Source organism: Pseudidiomarina sp. CB1 (assembly GCF_024752025.1).
Lineage (GTDB): Bacteria > Pseudomonadota > Gammaproteobacteria > Enterobacterales > Alteromonadaceae > Pseudidiomarina.
In genome coordinates, this window is sequence record NZ_JANTPU010000002.1 from 316039 (window position 1) to 336714 (window position 20676).

The 20676-nt window shown below is 50.1% G+C and carries 14 protein-coding genes; 10 read left to right on the top strand and 4 right to left on the bottom strand.

The genetic code is table 11. The features are described 5' to 3' along the window. The first annotated feature begins 68 nt into the window (after nucleotides 1-68). The 4 genes from NV375_RS10775 (at nucleotide 69) to NV375_RS10790 (ending at nucleotide 6960) form a co-directional block, all read left to right on the top strand. Complete coding sequence (locus tag NV375_RS10775; RefSeq protein ID WP_258808234.1) at nucleotides 69-1790, top strand: serine hydrolase; 1722 nt, start codon at nucleotides 69-71, stop codon at nucleotides 1788-1790. Then, nucleotides 1787-3139: an NADP-specific glutamate dehydrogenase gene (gene gdhA / locus NV375_RS10780; RefSeq protein WP_258808235.1), complete on the top strand. Its 1353-nt coding sequence runs from the start codon at nucleotides 1787-1789 to the stop codon at nucleotides 3137-3139. Before NV375_RS10775 ends, gdhA begins: the two co-directional genes overlap by 4 nt. Before the next feature lie 82 nt (nucleotides 3140-3221). After that, nucleotides 3222-5378, top strand: coding sequence for a S46 family peptidase (locus NV375_RS10785; RefSeq protein WP_258808236.1), 2157 nt, complete (start codon nucleotides 3222-3224; stop codon nucleotides 5376-5378). A gap of 181 nt (nucleotides 5379-5559) precedes the next feature. After that, nucleotides 5560-6960: a DUF3300 domain-containing protein gene (locus NV375_RS10790; RefSeq protein WP_258808237.1), complete on the top strand. Its 1401-nt coding sequence runs from the start codon at nucleotides 5560-5562 to the stop codon at nucleotides 6958-6960. 75 nt (nucleotides 6961-7035) lie between these two features. Here NV375_RS10790 and NV375_RS10795 read toward each other — a convergent pair whose 3' ends face one another. Both NV375_RS10795 and NV375_RS10800 read right to left on the bottom strand, forming a co-directional pair. Beyond that, nucleotides 7036-9912 carry an insulinase family protein gene (locus tag NV375_RS10795; RefSeq protein ID WP_258808238.1) on the bottom strand — a complete coding sequence of 959 codons (2877 nt, stop codon included), beginning with the start codon at nucleotides 9910-9912 and terminating at the stop codon, nucleotides 7036-7038. Nucleotides 9913-10032: 120 nt separating this feature from the next. Then, nucleotides 10033-11052 carry a CNNM domain-containing protein gene (locus NV375_RS10800; RefSeq protein WP_258240976.1) on the bottom strand — a complete coding sequence of 340 codons (1020 nt, stop codon included), beginning with the start codon at nucleotides 11050-11052 and terminating at the stop codon, nucleotides 10033-10035. Nucleotides 11053-11155: 103 nt separating this feature from the next. On the opposite strand from NV375_RS10800, the gene NV375_RS10805 reads away from it, so the two are divergent. From NV375_RS10805 to NV375_RS10820, 4 genes are read left to right on the top strand one after another with little or no spacing between them, the layout of a single operon-like run. Next, nucleotides 11156-11851, top strand: a complete 696-nt coding sequence (locus NV375_RS10805; RefSeq protein WP_258808239.1) for a DNA-3-methyladenine glycosylase I — start codon at nucleotides 11156-11158, stop codon at nucleotides 11849-11851. A 57-nt stretch (nucleotides 11852-11908) separates the two neighbouring features. Then, nucleotides 11909-12289, top strand: a complete 381-nt coding sequence (locus NV375_RS10810; RefSeq protein ID WP_258240978.1) for a BlaI/MecI/CopY family transcriptional regulator — start codon at nucleotides 11909-11911, stop codon at nucleotides 12287-12289. Beyond that, nucleotides 12282-13418, top strand: a complete 1137-nt coding sequence (locus NV375_RS10815; protein ID WP_258808240.1) for a TonB family protein — start codon at nucleotides 12282-12284, stop codon at nucleotides 13416-13418. Before NV375_RS10810 ends, NV375_RS10815 begins: the two co-directional genes overlap by 8 nt. 21 nt (nucleotides 13419-13439) lie before the next feature. Continuing rightward, nucleotides 13440-13994 carry a MarR family winged helix-turn-helix transcriptional regulator gene (locus NV375_RS10820; protein WP_258808241.1) on the top strand — a complete coding sequence of 185 codons (555 nt, stop codon included), beginning with the start codon at nucleotides 13440-13442 and terminating at the stop codon, nucleotides 13992-13994. Between the two features lie 4 nt (nucleotides 13995-13998). On the opposite strand, the gene gorA is transcribed toward NV375_RS10820, so the two are convergent. Beyond that, nucleotides 13999-15354 carry a glutathione-disulfide reductase gene (gene gorA / locus NV375_RS10825; RefSeq protein WP_258240981.1) on the bottom strand — a complete coding sequence of 452 codons (1356 nt, stop codon included), beginning with the start codon at nucleotides 15352-15354 and terminating at the stop codon, nucleotides 13999-14001. A gap of 110 nt (nucleotides 15355-15464) precedes the next feature. Here gorA and NV375_RS10830 point away from each other — a divergent pair, with 110 nt between their 5' ends. Further along, nucleotides 15465-16178 (top strand): M48 family metallopeptidase, encoded by a 714-nt coding sequence (locus NV375_RS10830; RefSeq protein WP_258808242.1) that lies wholly within the window; start codon nucleotides 15465-15467, stop codon nucleotides 16176-16178. Here NV375_RS10830 and NV375_RS10835 read toward each other — a convergent pair. Continuing rightward, nucleotides 16175-18478 (bottom strand): S9 family peptidase, encoded by a 2304-nt coding sequence (locus NV375_RS10835; protein ID WP_258808243.1) that lies wholly within the window; start codon nucleotides 18476-18478, stop codon nucleotides 16175-16177. The genes NV375_RS10830 and NV375_RS10835 overlap by 4 nt on opposite strands. Nucleotides 18479-18583: 105 nt before the next feature. Here NV375_RS10835 and prlC point away from each other — a divergent pair, with 105 nt between their 5' ends. Then, the gene (gene prlC, locus NV375_RS10840) at nucleotides 18584-20650 is read left to right on the top strand and encodes an oligopeptidase A (protein WP_258808244.1); all 2067 of its coding nucleotides are present in this window, start codon (nucleotides 18584-18586) and stop codon (nucleotides 20648-20650) included. Nucleotides 20651-20676 lie beyond the last annotated feature (26 nt).

Genomic DNA, 20676 nt, shown 5'->3' on the forward strand with positions numbered 1-20676 from the left:
TTTATGTCCTAGGCAGTATTGAAAAAGCTCGTCTACTATTGAACAAAAATAATACTAAGGAGACGACCATGCGTACCCACCTCATTTTTTTGATCACCCTGAGTTTTAGCTTCGTCGGCTGCGATCAAGGTGCCGACGCTAATCGCGCTAAAGAGCCGCGAGTAGTGCAACAAGAGCAAACTTCGACGAACGCTTCGCAGCAGCTCGACGCTATTCTTGAGCGCATTTATGCCGCCAATGAGCCGGGAGTTACCGTCGCAGTCGTACAGCAAGGTAACGTGATTTACCACACTGCCCGCGGCATGGCTGATCTCGAATTAGAGGTCGCCATGCAGCCCGAACATGTTCTTAAGATAGGCTCCATTACCAAACAGTTTACCGCCGCAGCCGTACTACGTTTAGCTGAGCAGGGTAAGTTAACCATGCAGACTAAGGTGGGTGACCTGTTGCCAAACTTTCACGAGCCGGAACTGACCGTTCACCAATTACTAAATCATACCTCTGGATTGCCAAGTTACACCGATGACGGTGAGTACATGATGGGTGACGGTATTCGAGCGGATGTGACTGCTGAGGAGATCATCGCATTGACCTCCGATCAACCGCTTGATTTTGTCCCAGGCGCGGATTGGCGCTATAGCAACTCTGGTTACGTGGTGCTGGGGGCGATCATCGAAAAGTTATCGGGGATGAGTTGGCATGAGTATATCGCAACTGAGTTGATTGACCCGCTAGGTTTGGCATTCACCGGCTACTTCAATGAGGCTGAGATCGTAGCGGGTCGTGTACCAGGCTACATGTACGAAAATGGCTTCACCAACGCGCCGTTTATCAGTATGACGCAACCGCACGCTGCCGGTGCTTTTTACTCTACGGCGCAGGAGCTGGCGCGCTGGCAATATGCATTACACACGGGGCAAGTGCTGGAACCAGCAAGCTATGCGCAAATGATCGACGCCAGTCAAGGTCTTAATAGCTATGCCTATGCTCTCGATATCATCAGCTTACGTGGCACCAAGATGATCAGTCATGGTGGTGGTATTCATGGCTTTAGTGCTTTCGGGTTGTGGTTACCTGAACATCAGCTGTCGGTGGTCGCCTTGACCAACCGTATGGGGCCTGGAATGGGATCCTCGGGCACCGCGATGCGTATTGCCGCACAACTGATGGACCAGCCATTTCCACTTGAGCAAGCATCAGTCAACATTGATGCTGCTGAATTACAGGCGTTGGTAGGAACCTATCGCGTCGACGAGGACACGCTTCGTACAATTTTTATCAAAGACGATGTGCTCTACAGTAAGCGTGGCGACGGTCCGCCCTATGCAGCTCGCTATGTTGGCAATGATCAATTCGTGTTTGCGGATACCTTGGTTTATTTCGAAGTCGTACGTGACGATGCAGGTAGCGTAACAGGTCTAAACTATTACCAATTGGAACAAGCCGAGCCGGAATTCAGTGAAAAAGTCAGTGATGAAGTGCAAGTCCGTACGGCCATTGAATTAACTGATGCGCAAGCCCAACGCTTGGAGGGGGACTATCAGTTACAACCCAATTTCGTTATTAGCATACGTCATACTGATGCTGGTTTAACGGCCCAAGCCACTGGGCAATCGGCGTTTTTGGTGGACGCTTCGAGCGCTGACGTTTTATTTAACGAAGAGTTTGGTATTGTGATGGAATTCGACTTACCGGACGAGGGCCCAGCAACGCAATTGAATTTGTTGCAAGGTGGTCAAAAGCAGCCTGCTCCGCGTATCGATAGTAGTACCAACAAGGAGGATGAATGACCTACATTCACGATAGTATTGAGCAGTTAAAGAAAACCAGCCCAGCGCAGACTGAGTTTTACCAGGCGGTGGAAGAGATTTTGGAGTCATTAGCTCCATTACTCGAAAGAAACCCCAAATATCGACAACATTCAATCATTGAGCGTTTGTTGGAGCCTGAACGGCAAATCATGTTCCGTGTGCCTTGGGTGGATGATGACGGTAAAATTCAGGTCAATAAGGGCTACCGAGTTGAGTTTAATTCGGCCTTAGGTCCTTACAAAGGTGGGCTGCGTTTTCATCCAAGTGTAAATGCATCGATCGTGAAATTTCTTGGGTTTGAGCAGATATTTAAGAACGCGCTGACAGGGTTGCCCATCGGTGGCGGAAAAGGCGGCGCTAATTTTGATCCAAAAGGTAAATCCGACGCGGAAATCATGCGCTTCTGTCAGTCTTTCATGACTGAATTACATCGGCATATTGGCCCCAACACAGATGTCCCAGCTGGCGATATTGGCGTCGGTACTCGTGAGATTGGCTATTTGTTTGGGCAATATAAGCGTTTGGTTAATCGTTTTGATGGTGTCTTGACCGGCAAAAGTATTCTTTGGGGCGGTTCTGAGTTGCGAAAAGAAGCGACCGGCTTCGGTTGCGTGTATTTTGCTCAGAATATGCTTGAAGATGTGAATCATGGTCTCGAAAACAAGCGCTGCTTGGTGTCGGGCTCTGGCAATGTTGCCATCTATACCATGGAAAAGCTTTATGAGCTTGGCGCTAAACCCATTGCGTGTTCGGATTCCAATGGCACGATTTATCACCAACAAGGCATTGATCTCGATTTGGTCAAAGAGATTAAAGAGGTGCGTCATGGTCGTCTGAGCGAATATTGTGAGACTCACGAGGATGCTGAGTTTACTGCACGCGAAGACTACCCAGAAGATGGTGAGCAAATTTGGCGCTACGAAGCGGACGTTGCGTTCCCCTGTGCCACACAAAACGAACTGAATGAACATGATGCACAATGTCTACTCGAAAATGGTGTAAAAGCGGTGATCGAGGGCGCCAACATGCCATGCACCCAAAAGGCCATTGATTTGTTTGTTGAACAGCGCATCGCTTTTGGTCCCGGCAAGGCCGCCAATGCGGGCGGAGTGGCAACGAGCCAACTTGAAATGGCGCAAAATGCGAGTCTGACGCGGTGGTCAAAAGAAGAAGTCGACGAGCAATTACAGTGCATTATGTGCCGGATTTATACCGACGCTAAGCGCACGGCTGAGGAGTTCGATCAGCCAAACAACTTAGTTCTTGGTGCCAACATTGCCGGATTCCGTCGCGTTGCCGACGCGATGATTGATCAGGGGGTGGTCTAGCCGTTGACATTAGAAGCTCCAGCGACAATCATGATGGACAACTTTTTATTAACGTCATATGTCCATAACAACGAGAATAACTATGAAAAAATCATTGATTGCGCTGGCGCTGCTAAGTACCTCAGCTCTGGCAGATGAAGGCATGTGGATGCCGCAACAGTTGCCGGAAATTGCCGATAAGCTCAAAGCCGCAGGTTTAGAGCTGGACCCAGCCAGTTTAACGAAGCTTACTGAATTTCCAATGGGGGCTGTGGTGAGCCTAGGTGGCTGTTCAGCGTCTTTTGTTTCACCACAGGGCTTAGTTGTCACTAACCATCACTGTGTTTACAACAGCATTGCCTATAACTCGACCCCAGAAAACGACCTGCTTGCCAATGGTTTTCTAGCGGAAACCATGGCAGACGAAGTTGCCGCCGCACCTGGCTCACGTATTTACGTGACCAAAGCTGTTGAAAATGTGACCAGCCAAGTGATTGATAGCGAAACGGCAGCACTGACAGGTAAAGCTCGCGTCGATGCGATTGAAAACAACTACAAGGAAATTGTCGCTGCTTGTGAAGAAGACGCAGGTCACCGATGCAGTGTCTCATCGTTTTATGGCGGTCTCGAGTACTACCTTATTAAACAGCTAGAAATTAAGGATGTACGCCTAGTACATGCACCTGCGGAAGGCGTAGGTAAGTTTGGCGGCGATACCGATAACTGGATGTGGCCGCGTCATACCGGTGATTATTCGTTCTATCGTGCTTATGTTAGTCCAGAGGGCGAATCAGCCGAATTCGCCGAGGAAAATGTACCTTACCAGCCAGAATTCCATTTGAAGATCAGCCAAGATGCATTGAACGAGGGTGATTTTGTGATGGCGCTTGGTTACCCAGGTCGCACCAACCGCCACCGTTTACCAAGTGAAGTTGAAAACACTTTTGCGTGGAGCTATCCGAATACGGTTAAACGGTTCCGCGATAACTTGGACATTATTGCCGCACAAACGGCCAGTGATAAGGATGCTGAGCTTAAATATGCGAGTCGCGTAGCGGGCTTAAACAATTACCTAAAAAACCGCCAAGGTATGTTGGATAGTTTTGCGAACTCAGACTTACTTGAGCGTAAAAAAGCAGAGCATGCGGCGCTTACCGAGTGGGTAACTCAGTCAGCAGAAAACCGCGCGGCGTATGCCGAAGACCTGCAAGCTATCGAGTCATTATTAGCGGAGCGTCAAGAGCGTGATCGTAGCGATTATTATCGCTCGTTAGCAACGCCTCGTTTGCTCGGCGTAGCGCAGGCGCTTTATAAGCTGAGCCAAGAACAAACCAAACCTGATGCTGAACGTGAAGTGGGTTATCAAGAACGTGATTTGCCGCGCTATAAAGCCTATATGGCCGGTCTTGACCGCAGCTTTGATACCAGTGTCGAACAAGCTTTAGATTTTTATAATCTGAAAAATTACTTGCAGGTACCGGCGGCACAGCGTGATGCGACGTTCGATGCGGCGCTTGGTATTCAAGCCGACATGAGCGATGCCGAGCTACGTGAGTTGATTTCATCTTGGTATGCCAATACTGATTTAACCGAGCTCGATAGTCGCAATGCGTTGTTGGCTGCTAAGCCTAGTCAATTTGCTGATAGCCAAGATGTTTTTGTGCAAGCAGCGGTGGAGCTGTACCCTCAACAAGAAGCTGAGCAAGATGAGAGCGAAGAGTTGTCAGGAAAAATCCAAGAAGCCTATGCCAATTACATGAAAGCAAAAATCGCCTTTATGAATGAACAGGGCGAAGCGGTTTACCCAGACGCAAACAGCACGTTGCGTGTCACCTTTGGCACTGTTACTGGGCGTGATCACGGCACCTACGATGGTACCGCATGGACCGCATTCACCACTTTACGTGGCATTCAAGAGAAAGCCACTGGTGAAGGTGAGTTTAATGCTCCGCAAGAGCAGCTCGATGCGATAGCCGCTAAAGACTACGGCGACTACTATGTTGAGAGCCTTGATTCGGTGCCAGTGAACTACTTAGCGACCTTGGATATCACCGGGGGCAACTCAGGTTCAGCGGTACTGAACGGTAAGGCAGAACTGGTTGGCTTAGCTTTTGATGGCACTTTAGATTCGATTATTTCGGATTGGGATTTCAATATTGATAATACGCGTTCAATTCAAGTCGACAGTCGCTTTATGCTGTGGCAAATGCAGCACGTTGATAATGCTGATAACCTCTTGAAAGAACTTGGTATTGAATAAAAAGTACGCACTGCGACATCATCAAAGCCGCTCTATCGAGCGGCTTTTTTCTGCCACTAAGAAACACTTCTTTACATTCCCTTTACTAAGCAGCGGTCACGATAAAGCGCATGGGAGCGTCTATACTGGTATCGATGGTGCAGACCATCCAACAAACGGAGGCGCTCTTATGAGACAGTCAATGAGACAGTTAAAATCAGCCAAAATCCCGTTGTTGAAGTTAAGTGTTGTGTCCTTGGCTTTAGCAGCTTCCGTGGGTTGTACTACGGTACCAAAAGCCTACGCAACCACCACTGAAAACTATACAGCCTATGCTGTAGATGGTGTGTATCAGCGCGCAGACCTCGATCGTATGCTCGCACCAATTGCACTGTATCCCGATAGCTTGCTTTCGCACATTTTGATTGCCGCAACCTATCCTTTAGAAGTTATTCAAGCGGACCGCTGGGTGCAGCAGAATCAGCGGTTATCCAGTGAGCGTTTGCTAAGTGCCGCCGATAACAAGGATTGGGACCCAAGTGTCAAAGCATTGGTGGCAACGCCAGATGTGCTTAAACGTATGAGTGAAGATCTTGAATGGACGCAAGCCATTGGCGAAGCGTTTCTCGCACAGCAAGAAGATGTGCTTGCGAGTATTCAGGTGTTGCGTGACCGGGCATACGCTGCAGGGAACCTACGTAGCGACGAGCGAATTGCGGTGCAACGTGAACGTGAAGCAATTCGTATTGAGACGGTGCGGCGTGAATATGTGTATGTCCCAGTATATGACAGCCGCTATGTCTATGGCTCTTGGTGGCACCATCGTCCCCCTGTTTATTGGGATGGCTTTGGCGTTTCTGTAAGCTTCGGACACGGCATCCGTTGGGCCCTCTCGTACAACGTTCCGAGTTGGTATTTCTATAGTGACTTCTACTGGCCTAATCGCTATGTGGTTATTCATCACCACCACTATCATGACCGCAATCGCGATCGTCGTCATCGCCGTGATTTCTATCGCCCGCGCCCAGGAGATGGTGATCGTTGGCGGCATGACCCGCGCCATCGTCGCAATGTCGATTACCGTCATCGTGACTTAGTGCGTAACCCTCCTCAGTTTAAGTCCGACGGTGGCCCCGGCCACGTTGTCCAGAAGCCGGTGCGTGAAAAACGACCGCCGCAGGTTGAATTGCGCCGTCGGTTACTGGAAGCCGAAGCGCAACCGCGGTTAGTGCGTAACAAACAGCCGCGTGTTGAACAGAAGCCTGTTGATCCAGTGGTTCGTCAAAAACCGCATATGGAGGCCAAGCCTAGGCAGCCGGTGGTAAGACAACAGCCACGACTCGAGCCGCGGCCCGAACAACGTGTTGTGCGACAAGAACCGCGTTTTGCGACAAAGCCTGAAAAGCGTATGACGCCACAGCAGCCGCGCTTCGAGCCTAAGCAGCGCCCTGCGGTACAAAGACCACCAGTGGCACAAAGACCAGTCGTACAAAGGCCGGTAGCACAAAAGCCTGCGGTACAGAAACCCGAGCGGGTAGAGCGCGGTAGACCGAGCATGAAGCGGTCACGTTCGCAGCAAGGCGATGTGAGAGAAATCGACTAAAAAACGGGAGCGCAATTGGGAGCCCATGAATTGGTGCTCCCAACGCTGCTCCCGCAGTTTTATCTTAAGGTTTAATTACTGCTTAGCCATTGTTCTATGGAACTCAGCTAGGCTTTCAACCTGAGTTTGCTCGGCAAAGTTTGCAAACGGCTGTTCGACAAACTTGGTGCCACGCATTTGTACATTTATACGAGCCGCCTCAGGATTTAACATCGTTTCCTGATAGAAAGCTTGCACGTCAGCTAAGGTGACGTCCTCTACTGCCGTAATCAATTGTTGCTTACTGTCGAAATTGAACTCTTCACGATACCAATCACTCAGTAATGGTGCGGCTTCTTCCGACATGTTTTTTGGCGGTTCTTTTAAGGTGACCAACGTGCTGGCTTTGAGTTGTGCGAACTCTTCTTCAGTGAGTTCGGCAAGCACAGCCGCGTATTCATCACGGAAGGCGTCAAAGCGTGCTTGCATTGCTGCAGCATCTTTAACTGGCGTTTGGATGTACATGGCAAATCCAGTGTAATCATCTAGTCGCGTCGCGGTGCCTCCCACAGCATAAGCGAGCTGCTCTTCAGTACGTAAACGATCGAAAGCAACATTGCTAAAATGATCTTTCAGTACCGTAGCTGCCGCGTAGGTTGCGTAGCCCGGCGTCGGATTCACCTTCACATCGATCAAGCCGACATCGGCGACATCGATATTCTCTTGCCAAACCAGTGTCTTACCTAGTTGTGGACGCCAGAATGCAGCGCTACGGTAAGCGAAGTTTTTACGATCTTCGGGCAATGCTTGCGCTACTTTGCTGACCACATTTTCGAGTGCGGCTTGATTATAGTTGCCGAATGCAAAGATACGAGTGTGGTTGGCCTGCAGGAACTCCTGCATGAAGCTTTCAAGGTCACTTGGCTCGAGTTCTTTAGCCGTAGCAATTAACGTAGCCGAATTAAAGTTACCTTCACGAATCAGCTTGTTATAGGCTCCGAAGGCTTGGTAGAACGGAAATTGCTTGCCTTGATTCTGAAGCGCGCGGACGTAGCGATCAATGGCCTGTGCAAAGCCTTGCTCATCAATGTCTACGCGTAAACCTGCAAGTGCTTTTTCAAGTAAGACTGCTTGTTTATCGGTAAAACCACCGACGCGTAACGTTAAACCTGTACCAGCTGATAAGTTCATATTCATGCCAGCAATGCCTGCTTCAGTGGCGAGTGCACTTTGTTGCAGCGTGAACAAATCGCGCCACAGCGCTAACAGCACTTCCGCCTTCGCTGAAGTCAGTGCTGCAGGGTAGTTCATGTGGATATTCATCCAACCGCGCGGCTGATCGGCGAAATCTTTACTCGGATAGTGCCAAGCTTGAATACCGTCTTGCGTCACCACCACCTCAGGTTTGTCACGCTGCGTTTTGGCAACGATGTCGAAATTCTCTGGCAACATGTTATTTACTGAGGGTAGCTGCAGCGGAATATTGAGTGCTTGCTGCCAGGTGGCTTTCTCTTCAGCACTGATATCGACCACTTTGTACTTACCGTCATAGTAGTGCAGTTCGCTATCGTGCGGTTCTTGCTTGCTCACATACCAAATGCGTAAACGCTCAGGCGTCAGCTGATCCAGAACATTACGAATAGCGTCAGCATCAAAGCGCTCGTAATGATAAGGAGCTGCAATGGCCATACTTGCGGGAACATTCTGCATGGCTTCAGCGAGATTAGACACATAACCAAATTCATCCGATTTTTCTAAGAACCGGAACTGGTTGTCCAAACTGGTTTTAATTTCATCGTAGTACTTCGCATCAACGCCTTGGGCTTTGATGAGATCGATGTACTGCAACAGCATTGCGGTGATCATTTCACGGTTTTGCATACCGGCATCGGTAAGGTTCACGTCAATTGAGAGTGCGCCGTAGTTACCGTAATAGGTTGGGCTTGCCGAGGCATTAAGACTTGAAATCATACCGCTATTTTTAAGGACAAATGCGGGGGTACCCGGCATTTCGGAGCCGATCAAATAAGCAATGAATTGATTAGGTTTTACCGCAAACTCGTCGCTGTTGTCATCGATGATGAATTCAAGGCGTAATTGTTTGATGTCTTGATTCGGCACATAGTGAATGCGCTTGCCGCCGACTTTTTCGAAATTAAGCGTCGTCGTTACCTCAGGCTCAGCGATGGCCTGGTTCTCGATCTCGCTGAAGTGTTTGCGCGCTAATGCTTCTAACTCGGCGAGAGACTGATTGCCAAGCAATGCAACCTTCATAATGTTGGCTGAGTAATAGCGTTCATAGAAGTCGACAGTTTCAGCGTGTAACTGACTACCTTCTTTGTCGCCTAACGACTCAAGGTTACCAATCAAAAAACGGTTGGCTGGGTGATCGCCAAGCAGGTTGCGCGCCAGTTTAAACTGTCCGAAAAAGTCCATTTCGCGACGCATAGACCACTCGGCATTGACCGCGTTCTTTTCTTTGTCGGTGTATTCCGGATAAAGCATAGGTGCTTTAAAAAAGTCAGAGAAACGATCGAGCGCTTCATCGACCGCGTCGTTGTTGACGCTAAACATATAGTTGGTGATATCGAGCCACGTGTAGGCGTTCTGTGAGCCGCCGTTTGCAGTCATGAACTCAGAGTAGCCTTTAGTGTCTGGATAGTCTTCGGTGCCCAAGAACAACATGTGCTCGAGATAATGCGCCATCCCTTGTTGGGTCATAGGGTCTTGCAGTAAGCCTACGCCGACACTCAATGATGCCGCAGACTTTTCAGTACTCGGATCGGAAACCAACATAACTTCGAGTTGATTAGGTAGGGTAATCACGCGGTACTGACGGTCATCGTTTGGAGATTTTACGACTGAGGCCTGGGCCTGTTCGACGCTGGTGGTCTGCTCGGGTTGTGTTGTTTGGGTGCTACAACCACCGAGAAGGGCCAAACTGATCGCACTACTTAACAGTAATCGTTTCATGGTCTGTTGCTCTTAGCTCGTGAAGTGAAAAAAGACACCAATGAGTTTAGAGCTTAAGGTTTTGAGTGTGGAGCGTTTGAACGTAAATGTTACAGGAGCTTTGTAACAAAGTTTTAAAGGCTACTCTTCTTCGGCTTTTATACGTTGACCCCAACGTTGCTTTGCGTAGCGACGCAGGCTTGGTACCGTGTCGGTCTCGTCCATAATGGGCTGCCCCAGAATCGTTTCGATAATGTCCTCGAGCGTGATCACGCCTAACCAGGTTCCGTGTTCATCATAGACCACAGCCATATGCTGACGCGTCTCTAAAAATCGCGTAAGCGCACTTTCTAAATCGACTGTAGGCGATAACACCTCGACGTCACGCACCAGCGTACTAATTTTTTCTTCGCGGTGTGACTCAAGCGCTTCGTTACGTAGAATCAGACCGTGGGGGACTTCATCCGCGTCAATAACGGGGAAACGCGAGTAGGGCATCGCTTTAACTTGTTCCAAAAACTCGGCGACGGTGCAGTCGGGACGCACCGATTCACTGACGGTACGGGGGGTCATTGCTTTGCTGACCTTGATAGCATGCAAATCGAGAATGTTACTGATCACACGCTTTTCGTCATTGTCGATGACGTTTTGCTCGTTGCCGACAATGGCGAGCGCCTTAATTTCGTTACGTACATCGATATCGTGTGACTCACCGCCAATACGCTTGGTGATTTGGTCTGAGAGCCAAATAAACGGCTTCAAGCTAATAATCATGAAGTTGAGTGTCGGTGGGAGCACCGGTGCCAGGCCCCGCCAAAACTTTGCCCCAATGGTCTTGGGAATGATTTCTGAGAGTAAGAGTATCAGGACTGTCATGACGGCTGAAGCGATGGCGAGATAGCCGTCACCAAACACCACCCCCACTTGTGCACCGACGCCGGCTGCACCGACTGTATGGGCAATAGTGTTTAAGGTGAGTATGGCTGCGAGAGGGCGATCGATGTTTGCTTTAAGTCGCTGAAGCTGCCGATGCAATCTCGGCTTCGTCGCCTTTTGTTGCGCGATATAGCTTGGCGTGATCGACAACAGCGCTGCCTCGAGCACAGAACAGATAAATGAGACACCTATCGCGATGAAAGCAAAAACAATAAGTAAAAACATTCGCATCCAACTTTGGGGTTCGGTTATGCTGAAAGTACCACAACTAAATTGCTGTAAGCTAGCTAAACGATGGGGTTAGCCCAGCGAAATAACGAGGTAAGGTGTGAAATTCTCCTATTTTTATGACCGCGCAGTCGCGCGTAAAGGTAAGCAAGAAGTGCATGCGCGCTTGCCTAAGTTACGATCCGCGGAGGAATTGCGTGCTCATAGCGATGCGTACTACCTAGCGGAAATGACGCGCGGGATTTTTCGTGCTGGTTTTGTGTGGCGTATTATTGATGCCAAGTGGGCTGGGTTTGAAGAAGCTTTTAGTGGTTTCGTGCCAGTCTATTGGCAACAAGTTCCACCCGAACGACTTGAGCAACTTGCTGATGATACCCGCATTATTCGTAACTGGCAGAAGATTGAAGCGGTTCCGGTAAATGCTCGCATGATCGTCGAAATTGCTGAAGAATACGGCAGTTTTGGTGAATTTCTCGCGCAGTACCCTTCGTCTGAGCAAGCGCAGTTGCTGACCTATTTAAAGAAGCATGGTTCACGCATGGGCGGGGCTACGGCACAACACTTTTTACGCCGAGTGGGTTGGGACGGCTACGTCCTTTCGCCTGATGTACTTACCGCGCTACGTAACCATAAGTTGTTAGATGCCAGCGAGAGCAGCCAACGTGGACTGGCACAAGTACAAGACGCATTTAACACGTGGCATGAGGAGACCGGAATGCCATACAGTCACCTATCACGCATTTTATCTATGACGGTAGATGCCACGCCAGCCGAGCGCCACGGAAAAAAAGTTTGACAGATTAGATTACAGCTGTAATCCTTATGATTACAAATGTAATCAAAGGTCTGTCCCATGATTGAGATTAGCAACGCTGAACTTGAAGTTATGAAAGTGCTTTGGCACGAAGCACCCTTACCTGCGGCAACCATCGTCGCACGCTTACAACACACTTCTGATTGGCAAGCAAAGACCATCAAGACGATGCTCAACCGCCTCGTGCAAAAAGGCGCTCTTGATTATCAACAACAAGGCCGCGCCTACCTGTATCAACCGGCGATTGCACAAAACGACTACCAACGGCATGCGGGACAACATTTTGTTAAACGTCTGTTCTCGGGCAAAGTCGCTCCTTTGGTCGCCAGTTTCGCCGATGCTGACAACTTAAGCCAAGATGATATTGCTGAGCTTAAAGCTTTGTTAGCCAAGCTTGAACAGGAGCAACAGCATGATTGAGTGGCTGAGCGAGGCAAGTGTAGTGCTTGCGGTGGTTGGCGCTTTACGTTTAGTGGGGCACCGCTGGCTGTTGCAAAAACTAGGTGCGGTTAGCCTCTATAGTTTATGGGCAGTCGTGCCTATTCTTTTGCTGGCGGTGTTGCTGCCGCACAACTGGTGGCCGCTGGCCGACGCTATTTCGTCGTTGCGGTTTGTTATTGATGTCCAGCAGCAATTCGAGAACCTCGCTGTGCCAGCTCCAACCAATGTATTGAGCATCATTTGGGTAGCTGGTTTTGTGCTTGCGCTCGGCGCCTTCCTATTACGTTGGCCGCGGGTAAATCAGTATTGGCGATGCGGTAACCTACGCATCGTCAGAATCGCCTCGGGCGGCAGCCCAGCGATCGCGGGAGTGCTGCGCCCAACGTTATTTCTGCCCGCTGATTTCAGTCAGCGGTTTGATGCGCAGCAAAGACGCCTCATCTTAAAACACGAACAACACCATTGGCGCCGCGGTGACACCGTGGCCAATATAGTCGCCTTCATACTTTGCATGATTTTTTGGTTTCATCCAGTAGCTTGGTTGTGCTACCGCCGGTTTCGTTGCGACCAAGAACTCGCTTGTGACGCAGTCATACTTGCGCAAGTTTCGCCGTCACAGCGTGTTCGTTATGGTCACACGTTACTACAGGTTGCGGCTACGACATCAACGCGGGTGCAGTTAGACCCTTATCTCTACCACTACGGAGCAAAACAAGCTATGAAAGAACGTATTCAACAACTCAGTTCGACTCAACCACTACGTTATTGGCCGTTACTATCTGCTTTAGCCTTAGGTTTAGCGTTGCTAAGTGTTTGGCAAACACCAGTATTAGCTGAAGTAAAGAGCGATGCACAAGCCTCGCCAATTATTCGGGTCAGTCCGAGTTATCCCATCGAAGCTGCTGAGCAGGGCATTGAAGGTCAAGTCACCTTACGTTTTACGATTACTGACGACGGTAAAGTTGCAGACATTGAAGTTGTCGATGCTAAGCCTGCTGGAACATTTGATACGGCCGCCGTCGCAGCGTTACAGAAGTGGCGCTACGATCCGAGTTTTGCTGGGAGTGGGCACAAAGTTGCTTTAGCTTTTCAATTGGCGAAAGACTAATTCAGCACTTGCGGACTTTGCGTGAAGCGCATAATCTTTGCGCAAAGTCTAAATCTGGATACCGATGTGCCGATCAATAACCTGAATCGCTTTCCCGAGTTACTTGCGCGCGTAACCAAACAATGGCAAACAGAGCGCCCCGATTTATCCGTGCATGAAGCTGCTTTGGTCGGTTGTCTACTGGGCGTTGCCGCTAACCTCGAAGATATGGGTGATGTGGCACTTAAGCAGGCCGGTTTAAGTCAGCGAGAGCATGATGTACTGGCCTGTTTGCGCCGCCAAGGCGAACCTTATCAAGCAACACCTAGCTTATTGTTGGAAGAAGTTCGTATTACCTCAGGGGCGTTAACCTTGTGCTGTGATCGGCTTATTAAACGTGGTTTATTAACCCGTACCCATGCACAAGAAGACCGCCGTTCACGTTTATTGGCATTAACTACTGACGGCAAAGGTTTGATCGATACCATCACCACGCAACGTTTTCAGCTCGCTGAGCAAGTGATGTCAGGCTTAAGCCAGAACGAACAAAAGCAGCTAAAACAGCTGCTTTTGAAGGTTCAAACACAAATTACTTAGGTGTCTAACGTAGCGTAACAAACTCTTCTGCGCTGGTTGGGTGCAAGGCTACAGTTGCATCAAAGTCAGCTTTCGTCGCGCCCATTTTCATTGCCACTGCGAAACCTTGTAGGATTTCGTCCATGCCTTCACCAATGCCGTGGATCCCAACGACTTTTTCTTCTGGGCCAGTGCAGACTAACTTGAAGGTGCTTAGGGCACGGTGAGGAGTCACGGCATTGTACATTGCCGCAAATTTTGACCGATACACTTTGACATTGCCTTCGCCATATTTAGCCACCGCTTCAACCTCAGTAAGTCCCACGGTACCAATCGGTGGATGACTGAACACAATCGTAGGGATCTGCGTGTAATCCATGTGCGCGTCCGGCAAATCGGGATTGAATAAGCGTTCTGCAAGCAAACGTCCTGCTTTAATCGCAACTGGTGTCAGCTGTGCTTCGCCAGTGATATCGCCGACTGCATAAATACCTTCAATATTGGTGTTTTGATACTTATCGGTGCGAATAAAACCAACTGGGTCGACTTCAACGCCCGCTGCTTCAAGGTTGATTTTGTCGGTTGCCGGCTCGCGACCAATAGCCCAAACCAAGCAGTCGACACCCTCAATAGTGTCGCCTGTTTCAGTGTGAATAGTGAGTAAGCCATCTTCACCTTTGACTACTTTTTGCACGACGGTGTTGGTGTGCAACGTTGGTCCGTCTTGCGCAAGACGTTCGAGGAGAGCTTCGGTAATATCTTCATCAAAATAGCGTAGCGGGCGATCACGACGTACCAGTAAGTGACTATCTGAGCCAAGTGCATGCAGCACGCCGGCGATTTCGACAGCAATATAACCAGCACCCACAACGACAGCTTTGTTCGGGCGTTCTTCTAAGGCAAAGAAGCCGTCGGAATCGATACCGTACTCAGCACCTTCGCAACTTGGAATGATAGCGCGGCCACCGACAGCAATAGTGATGTGGTCGGCAGTGATTTGCTCGCCATTCACTTCAACGGTATTTTTATCAACAAAGCGAGCAAAGCCTTCAATGTAGTCAACGCCGTTACTTTCAAAGCCACGTTTGTAGCCACCGTGAATACGTTCAATATAGGCTTCACGATTGCGCACTAACGTGCTCCAATCAAAGCCATTTTGCTGCAAGTCAAAGCCGTAGGCTTCACTGTATTTGATGGCTTCGGCGATGTGCGCTCCGTACCACATGACTTTTTTGGGGACGCAGCCGACATTTACGCACGTGCCACCAACGGCTTTCGCTTCAATTACTGCGGCCTTGGCGCCACGAATTGCTGCGCGGTTGGCTGAGGCAATACCGCCGCTGCCAGCACCGATGGCTAAATAATCGTAATGTCGAGTCATGCGTTGTACTCCTGTAACATGCTAATCTTGGAAAATTGAAAGGCAGTATGATCACCCAAAACGCCTGAGTGTGCAACGTAACTGGGTCAAACCTTGAGCTGAAAAAACCGATGAGCGCAATCTATTCAATTCAACGCAGTCGCCGCCGTCGTTCTGTTGCGATTAAAGTTCGTGCTGGTGAAGTGGTGGTGCAGGCACCGCAACATATGCCGGAACGCCAGGTGTATGCCTTTGTGCAGACGAAGCAGGCGTGGATTGAGCGACACCTGACACAACAGCGCGAAGTTCTTGCCAACTTAGCACCGCGGCAATGGGCGAACGGCGAACGTTTGCGCTGGTTGGGGCAGCCACTGCAGTTGGTGGTTGGTGAGGCAACGCGTAAATCATGTCGGCGTCGTGGGGATGTGCTTATGGCGACGGTGACACCGCGCAGTAATCCAGCAAAGGAACCACGAGAATTGATTCGTAAGTGGTACTGCCAGCAAGCACAAGACTGGCTTGATGACTTTTTCGACGCATGGCCAGCTGATCATGCCCTACAGCCGAAAATCTGGAGTGTGGGAAGCTTCTCCAGCAAGTGGGGGCACTGCAACCGTCGTGGTGAACTTAAATTCAGCTGGAAGCTTTGGTTGGCGCCCGAATGGGTCGTGCGTAATGTGGTGATTCACGAGCTGTGTCATTTGCGAGAATTCAACCATGGCGCACGGTTTTGGCAGCTGGTCGCCGAGCATTCCAACGATTATCAAGAGGCTGAGAAGTGGCTTCGCCAGCACGGCATGACCGTGCTAAACGAAGCCTATTTGGATTACGCCGAGGCGACTTAACGAGCGCCGGTAGGTAGGTGTTCTGTTAAAAATTCAGTCATCATGGTGCGCAAGTGCAGGGTAGTTCCCTCGCCTTCACGGATGCCATGGGTACGGTTCGGATAAGCGAAGAACTCGAACTGTTTGCCATGTTTGATGAGTTCGTTGACCAATCGCTCCGATCCTTGAAAGTGGACGTTGTCATCACCGGTACCGTGCACGAGTAGCAAATCACCTTGTAAATTTTCGGCGTGGGTAATGGCAGACGTTTCTTTATAGCGTTCCGCCGATTCCGGCAACAACCCTGAGTAGCGCTCTTGATAAATGGTGTCATACAGCGTCAAATCAGGTACCGGTGCTAGTGCTAGCCCCACATGATAATGTTCTGGATAACGGAACAGTGCATTTAAGGTTTGCGAACCACCACCACTATGCCCCCAAATACCGACGCGCTCTTCGTCAATAAAGCTCCAACGCTCCAGCATAGCTTGCAATGCATCGTACTGGTCGCGCACGGTGATCACACCAAGGTTCTTGTAGATTGAGCGCCGCCATTCAAATCCGCGCGGTGACTTCGTACCGCGGTTATCGATGGAGGCGACGATGTACCCTTGTTGCGTAAGGTAGGTATGCCAAAGGAAGCGTTCGCCACCCCAGCTATTGCTGACCGTTTGTCCCCAAGGCTCGCCGTAGACATAAAAAACAATGGGATATTCTTTCGTTGGATCGAAGTCGACGGGCTTCATTAAAAAGCCATCGAGCTGCAAGCCATCGCGCGCGGGCACACGGAAAAACTCAAAACTACCCTTAGCAAGCGCATCGAAGGCCTGTTGCGCCGAAGCATTGTCTTTGATCATACGAATGTGCTGGTGATCGGGTAGGCTCACCATATCGACTTGAGGGACCTGCTGAGCACTTGAATAGGTGTGCACAGCATAGTCCGCATTGGCTGAGAGTTGGTAGCTGTGCGAGCCTGGCTGCGCAGGTGTGAGTCGCTCAAGTTTACCTGAGCCATCTAAGCTGGCGCGGAACAGATAGCGTTCGAGCGGCGTTTCTGGCGACGCAATAAAGTAAACCCAGCCTTGTTGTTCGTTGATCTGCAGGACTTCGACGACGTCCCAGTTACCGCGGGTAATCGCATTCAAGCGTCCGCTATCGCGGTCGACGCGATAGATATGGCGATAACCACTGCGTTCACTCAACCAAGTAAAGTCGCCGCTTTCAAGAAACTTAACATCGTCGACATACTCGGCCCAGCTTTCGGTAGTTTCACGCAAGAGTTCATTGACCGCTCCGTTGCTAGCAGCGGCAACAAAGGTTTTATTGATGGCTTGCGAACGCGTGAGCTGCTGGATCAATAACTGCTCAGAGTTACCTGCCCATTGCATGCGCACTAAGTAATGCTGGCGCGGATCACCTGGTACCTTCATCCAGGTGGTATCGCCACCGTCAGCATCCATGACGCCAATACGCATGGCAGCATTGGTTTCACCAACTTTTGGATACGGGAATGTCTTCAACGTCGGGTAAAGCGCATCAGTGTTGTTGATCATGGTGAAGACTGGCGTACCCTCGGTATCGAGTTGCCAATACGCAATATGTTCGCCGTCTGGACTCCAACGAAAACCATCGCGCAAAAAGAATTCCTCTTCGTTTACCCAATCGAAGGTACCGTTAACGATCGTATCGTTACCGTCATGGGTAAGTTGCGTCACTTTTCCCGAAGCCAATGCTTCAACGTAAATGTTGTTGTTAACCACGTAGGCTACGCGTTGCGCCTGGGGGTCGAACTTGGCAAACTGCAAGGTTGAAGGATCGGCAAATGAGCCGAGTTGCTGTAGTTCACGCGAGTTGAGATCAAACACCCAGTAGTCGCCTAAGGTGTGGGTACGCCATGAGCGCTTCGTGTTGGTAAAAATAAGCAGTTTGCTGCCATCACTAGACCACTGATAGTCGGCCAAAGAGAGCGGTGCGTCCTGCCCGTCAGGCGTTAGCTCAGCCGCAGTGATCAGCACATCACGGGCCTGCGTTTCGGGGTGGTAGCGCACTAAGTCATCGCCAGCAGAGGTCGCGCTCGGCTCTAACGTGGTGTAGCCGCTACCGTCACTCAGCCAGCGTGTTGGCGGAACACCGCCGGCATGATAGGTCGACTCGGCGTAAAGCGCTGGCAGCGTCAACGCTTCACCTTTTTGGTTCGTCGTGCTGGCGCTGTCGCTGGCTGGGGGCGCGCTGATGTTACTACAACCGGCTAAACTTAAGAGTGCGAGACCTGCGTATAACGTATTTCGCATGTGCTTGCTGGCAATGTGACTCAGTTTCATGGTTATTGTTGTCCTGTTTGGGCAGTTGCCGCCTTGAAAAATTGAACTTCGGCCAAACATCTGCTGTAGAGTACTTACACAGCGCATTATTCAAGAGGAAGCCGCATGAGTCAAAACCCTTTATTGAGCGATTACCATTTACCGCCTTTTGCTGACACTCAACCGGAGCATATTGTACCCGCCATTGAACAGCGTATTGCGGCGTGTAAAAGCACAATCGAACAAGTGCTAGAGCGCGGTGACTATTCATGGCAAGGCTTAGTTGCGCCGCTGGAAGAGGTCGATGATCTGCTGGAACGGAGTTGGTCACCGGTGTCGCACTTAAATGCTGTGGTCAGCTCTGCAGAATTGCGCGAAGCTCATGACGCTTGCTTACCTATGCTCAGTGATTACGGCACTTATGTCGGGCAGCACGAAGGCTTATACCAAGCGTTTCAAGCGTTGGCAGAGAGCGCTGAATTTGCCGAATTAAGTGAAGCACAACGAAAAGTCGTAAGTGACACTTTGCGTGATTTTAAATTGTCAGGGGTTGCCCTTCCGCAACAGCAAAAACAACGCTACGCAGAGATTCAAACACGCCTTTCGGATTTAGCGTCACAGTTTAGTAATAACGTGTTGGATGCGACTGACGGCTGGCATTATTTGGTGACCGATGAGCAACGCCTGCAAGGTCTCCCAGAGAGCGCTGTTGCGGCTGCCGCTAGTGCTGCAGAAGAAAATGAACAGCAAGGCTGGCGCTTTGGATTGTCGATACCAAGTTATTTGCCAGTCATGATGTACGCCGACGACAGTGAATTGCGTAAGGTCATGTATCAAGCATTCACGACGCGCGCATCTGAGCAAGGTCCGCAGGCTGGCCACTATGACAACACAAAAGTGATGGCTGAAACGTTAGCGTTGCGACATGAGCTTGCGCAATTGCTCGGTTTTAAGAATTACGCAGAGCTGAGCTTGGCAACCAAAATGGCCGAATCACCGGCGCAAGTCGAAAGTTTTTTGCGCGATTTAGCCACGCGTTCGTTGCCACAAGCAAAGCAAGATTACCAAGAAGTGGTTGAGTTTGCCGCGAAAGAACACGGTGTAACCGATCTCGAGGCGTGGGATGTCGCATATTTCAGCGAAAAGCTGAAGCAACAAAAATACGCCATCTCAGACGAAGAATTGCGCCCGTACTTTCCTGAAGGGCAAGTCTTGAAAGGGTTGTTCAGCGTGGTTGAAAGCCTGTTCGGTATGCAAGTTAACGAAGCAACGCCACCTTCTCGTTATCATCAACATGTGCGCTACTTTGTCATTACCGATAGTAACGGCGAACAACGTGGTAGTTTCTTCCTCGATCTCTATGCCCGCAGCGGTAAGCGTGGTGGTGCCTGGATGGCTGAATGTGCCGTACGGCGCATTACTAGCAGTGCACAGTTGCAACTGCCGGTAGCCTATCTGACCTGCAACTTTAATAAGCCGCAGGGTGGTAAGCCAGCATTGTTCACCCACGACGAGGTGCTGACGTTATTTCATGAATTTGGTCATGGTTTGCATCACATGCTCACCAAAGTTGATGTCGCTGGCGTATCAGGGATCAACGGCGTGGCGTGGGATGCGGTTGAACTGCCGTCACAGTTCCTAGAGAACTGGTGCTGGGAGCCGGAAGCTCTAGCCATGATTTCAGGGCACTACGAAACAGGTGAGCCGTTACCGCAAGCAATGCTCGACCGCATGCTCGCTGCTCGTAACTTTCAGTCGGCCATGCAGATGGTTCGGCAACTTGAATTTAGCCTGTTCGACTTGTTGATTCATCGCGATTACGACGCGCAGCAGGGGGATCAAATTCAGGCCATTCTGGACCAAGTTCGTGAGCAAGTGGCGGTACGCAAGCCACCTGCGTACAACCGTTTTCAGCACAGTTTTGGCCACATCTTTGCCGGCGGTTATGCCGCTGGGTATTACAGTTACAAGTGGGCTGAGGTGCTTTCGGCCGATGCCTTTGGTCGCTTTGAAGAAGAAGGCATTTTCAATCGTGAAGTGGGCCAAGATTTCTTACGCGCGATTTTGGAGCGCGGCGGTACCCGCGATGCGATGGATTTATTCAAAGCGTTTCGTGGTCGCGAGCCTGACGTTGAAGCTTTGCTTCGCCATTCAGGTATCGAGTCTCTCGAACAAGCTGGGGCGGCACTTTAAGCCGCCCTTAGGTTTGGCAAATGAGG

Coding starts and splice junctions, on each gene's coding strand:
- NV375_RS10775 (WP_258808234.1), top strand. CDS start 69: ATGCGTACCCACCTCATTTTTTTGATCACCCTGAGTTTTAGCTTCGTC.
- gdhA (WP_258808235.1), top strand. CDS start 1,787: ATGACCTACATTCACGATAGTATTGAGCAGTTAAAGAAAACCAGCCCA.
- NV375_RS10785 (WP_258808236.1), top strand. CDS start 3,222: ATGAAAAAATCATTGATTGCGCTGGCGCTGCTAAGTACCTCAGCTCTG.
- NV375_RS10790 (WP_258808237.1), top strand. CDS start 5,560: ATGAGACAGTTAAAATCAGCCAAAATCCCGTTGTTGAAGTTAAGTGTT.
- NV375_RS10795 (WP_258808238.1), bottom strand. CDS start 9,912: ATGAAACGATTACTGTTAAGTAGTGCGATCAGTTTGGCCCTTCTCGGT.
- NV375_RS10800 (WP_258240976.1), bottom strand. CDS start 11,052: ATGTTTTTACTTATTGTTTTTGCTTTCATCGCGATAGGTGTCTCATTT.
- NV375_RS10810 (WP_258240978.1), top strand. CDS start 11,909: ATGATTGAGATTAGCAACGCTGAACTTGAAGTTATGAAAGTGCTTTGG.
- NV375_RS10815 (WP_258808240.1), top strand. CDS start 12,282: ATGATTGAGTGGCTGAGCGAGGCAAGTGTAGTGCTTGCGGTGGTTGGC.
- gorA (WP_258240981.1), bottom strand. CDS start 15,354: ATGACTCGACATTACGATTATTTAGCCATCGGTGCTGGCAGCGGCGGT.
- NV375_RS10830 (WP_258808242.1), top strand. CDS start 15,465: ATGAGCGCAATCTATTCAATTCAACGCAGTCGCCGCCGTCGTTCTGTT.
- NV375_RS10835 (WP_258808243.1), bottom strand. CDS start 18,478: ATGAAACTGAGTCACATTGCCAGCAAGCACATGCGAAATACGTTATAC.
- prlC (WP_258808244.1), top strand. CDS start 18,584: ATGAGTCAAAACCCTTTATTGAGCGATTACCATTTACCGCCTTTTGCT.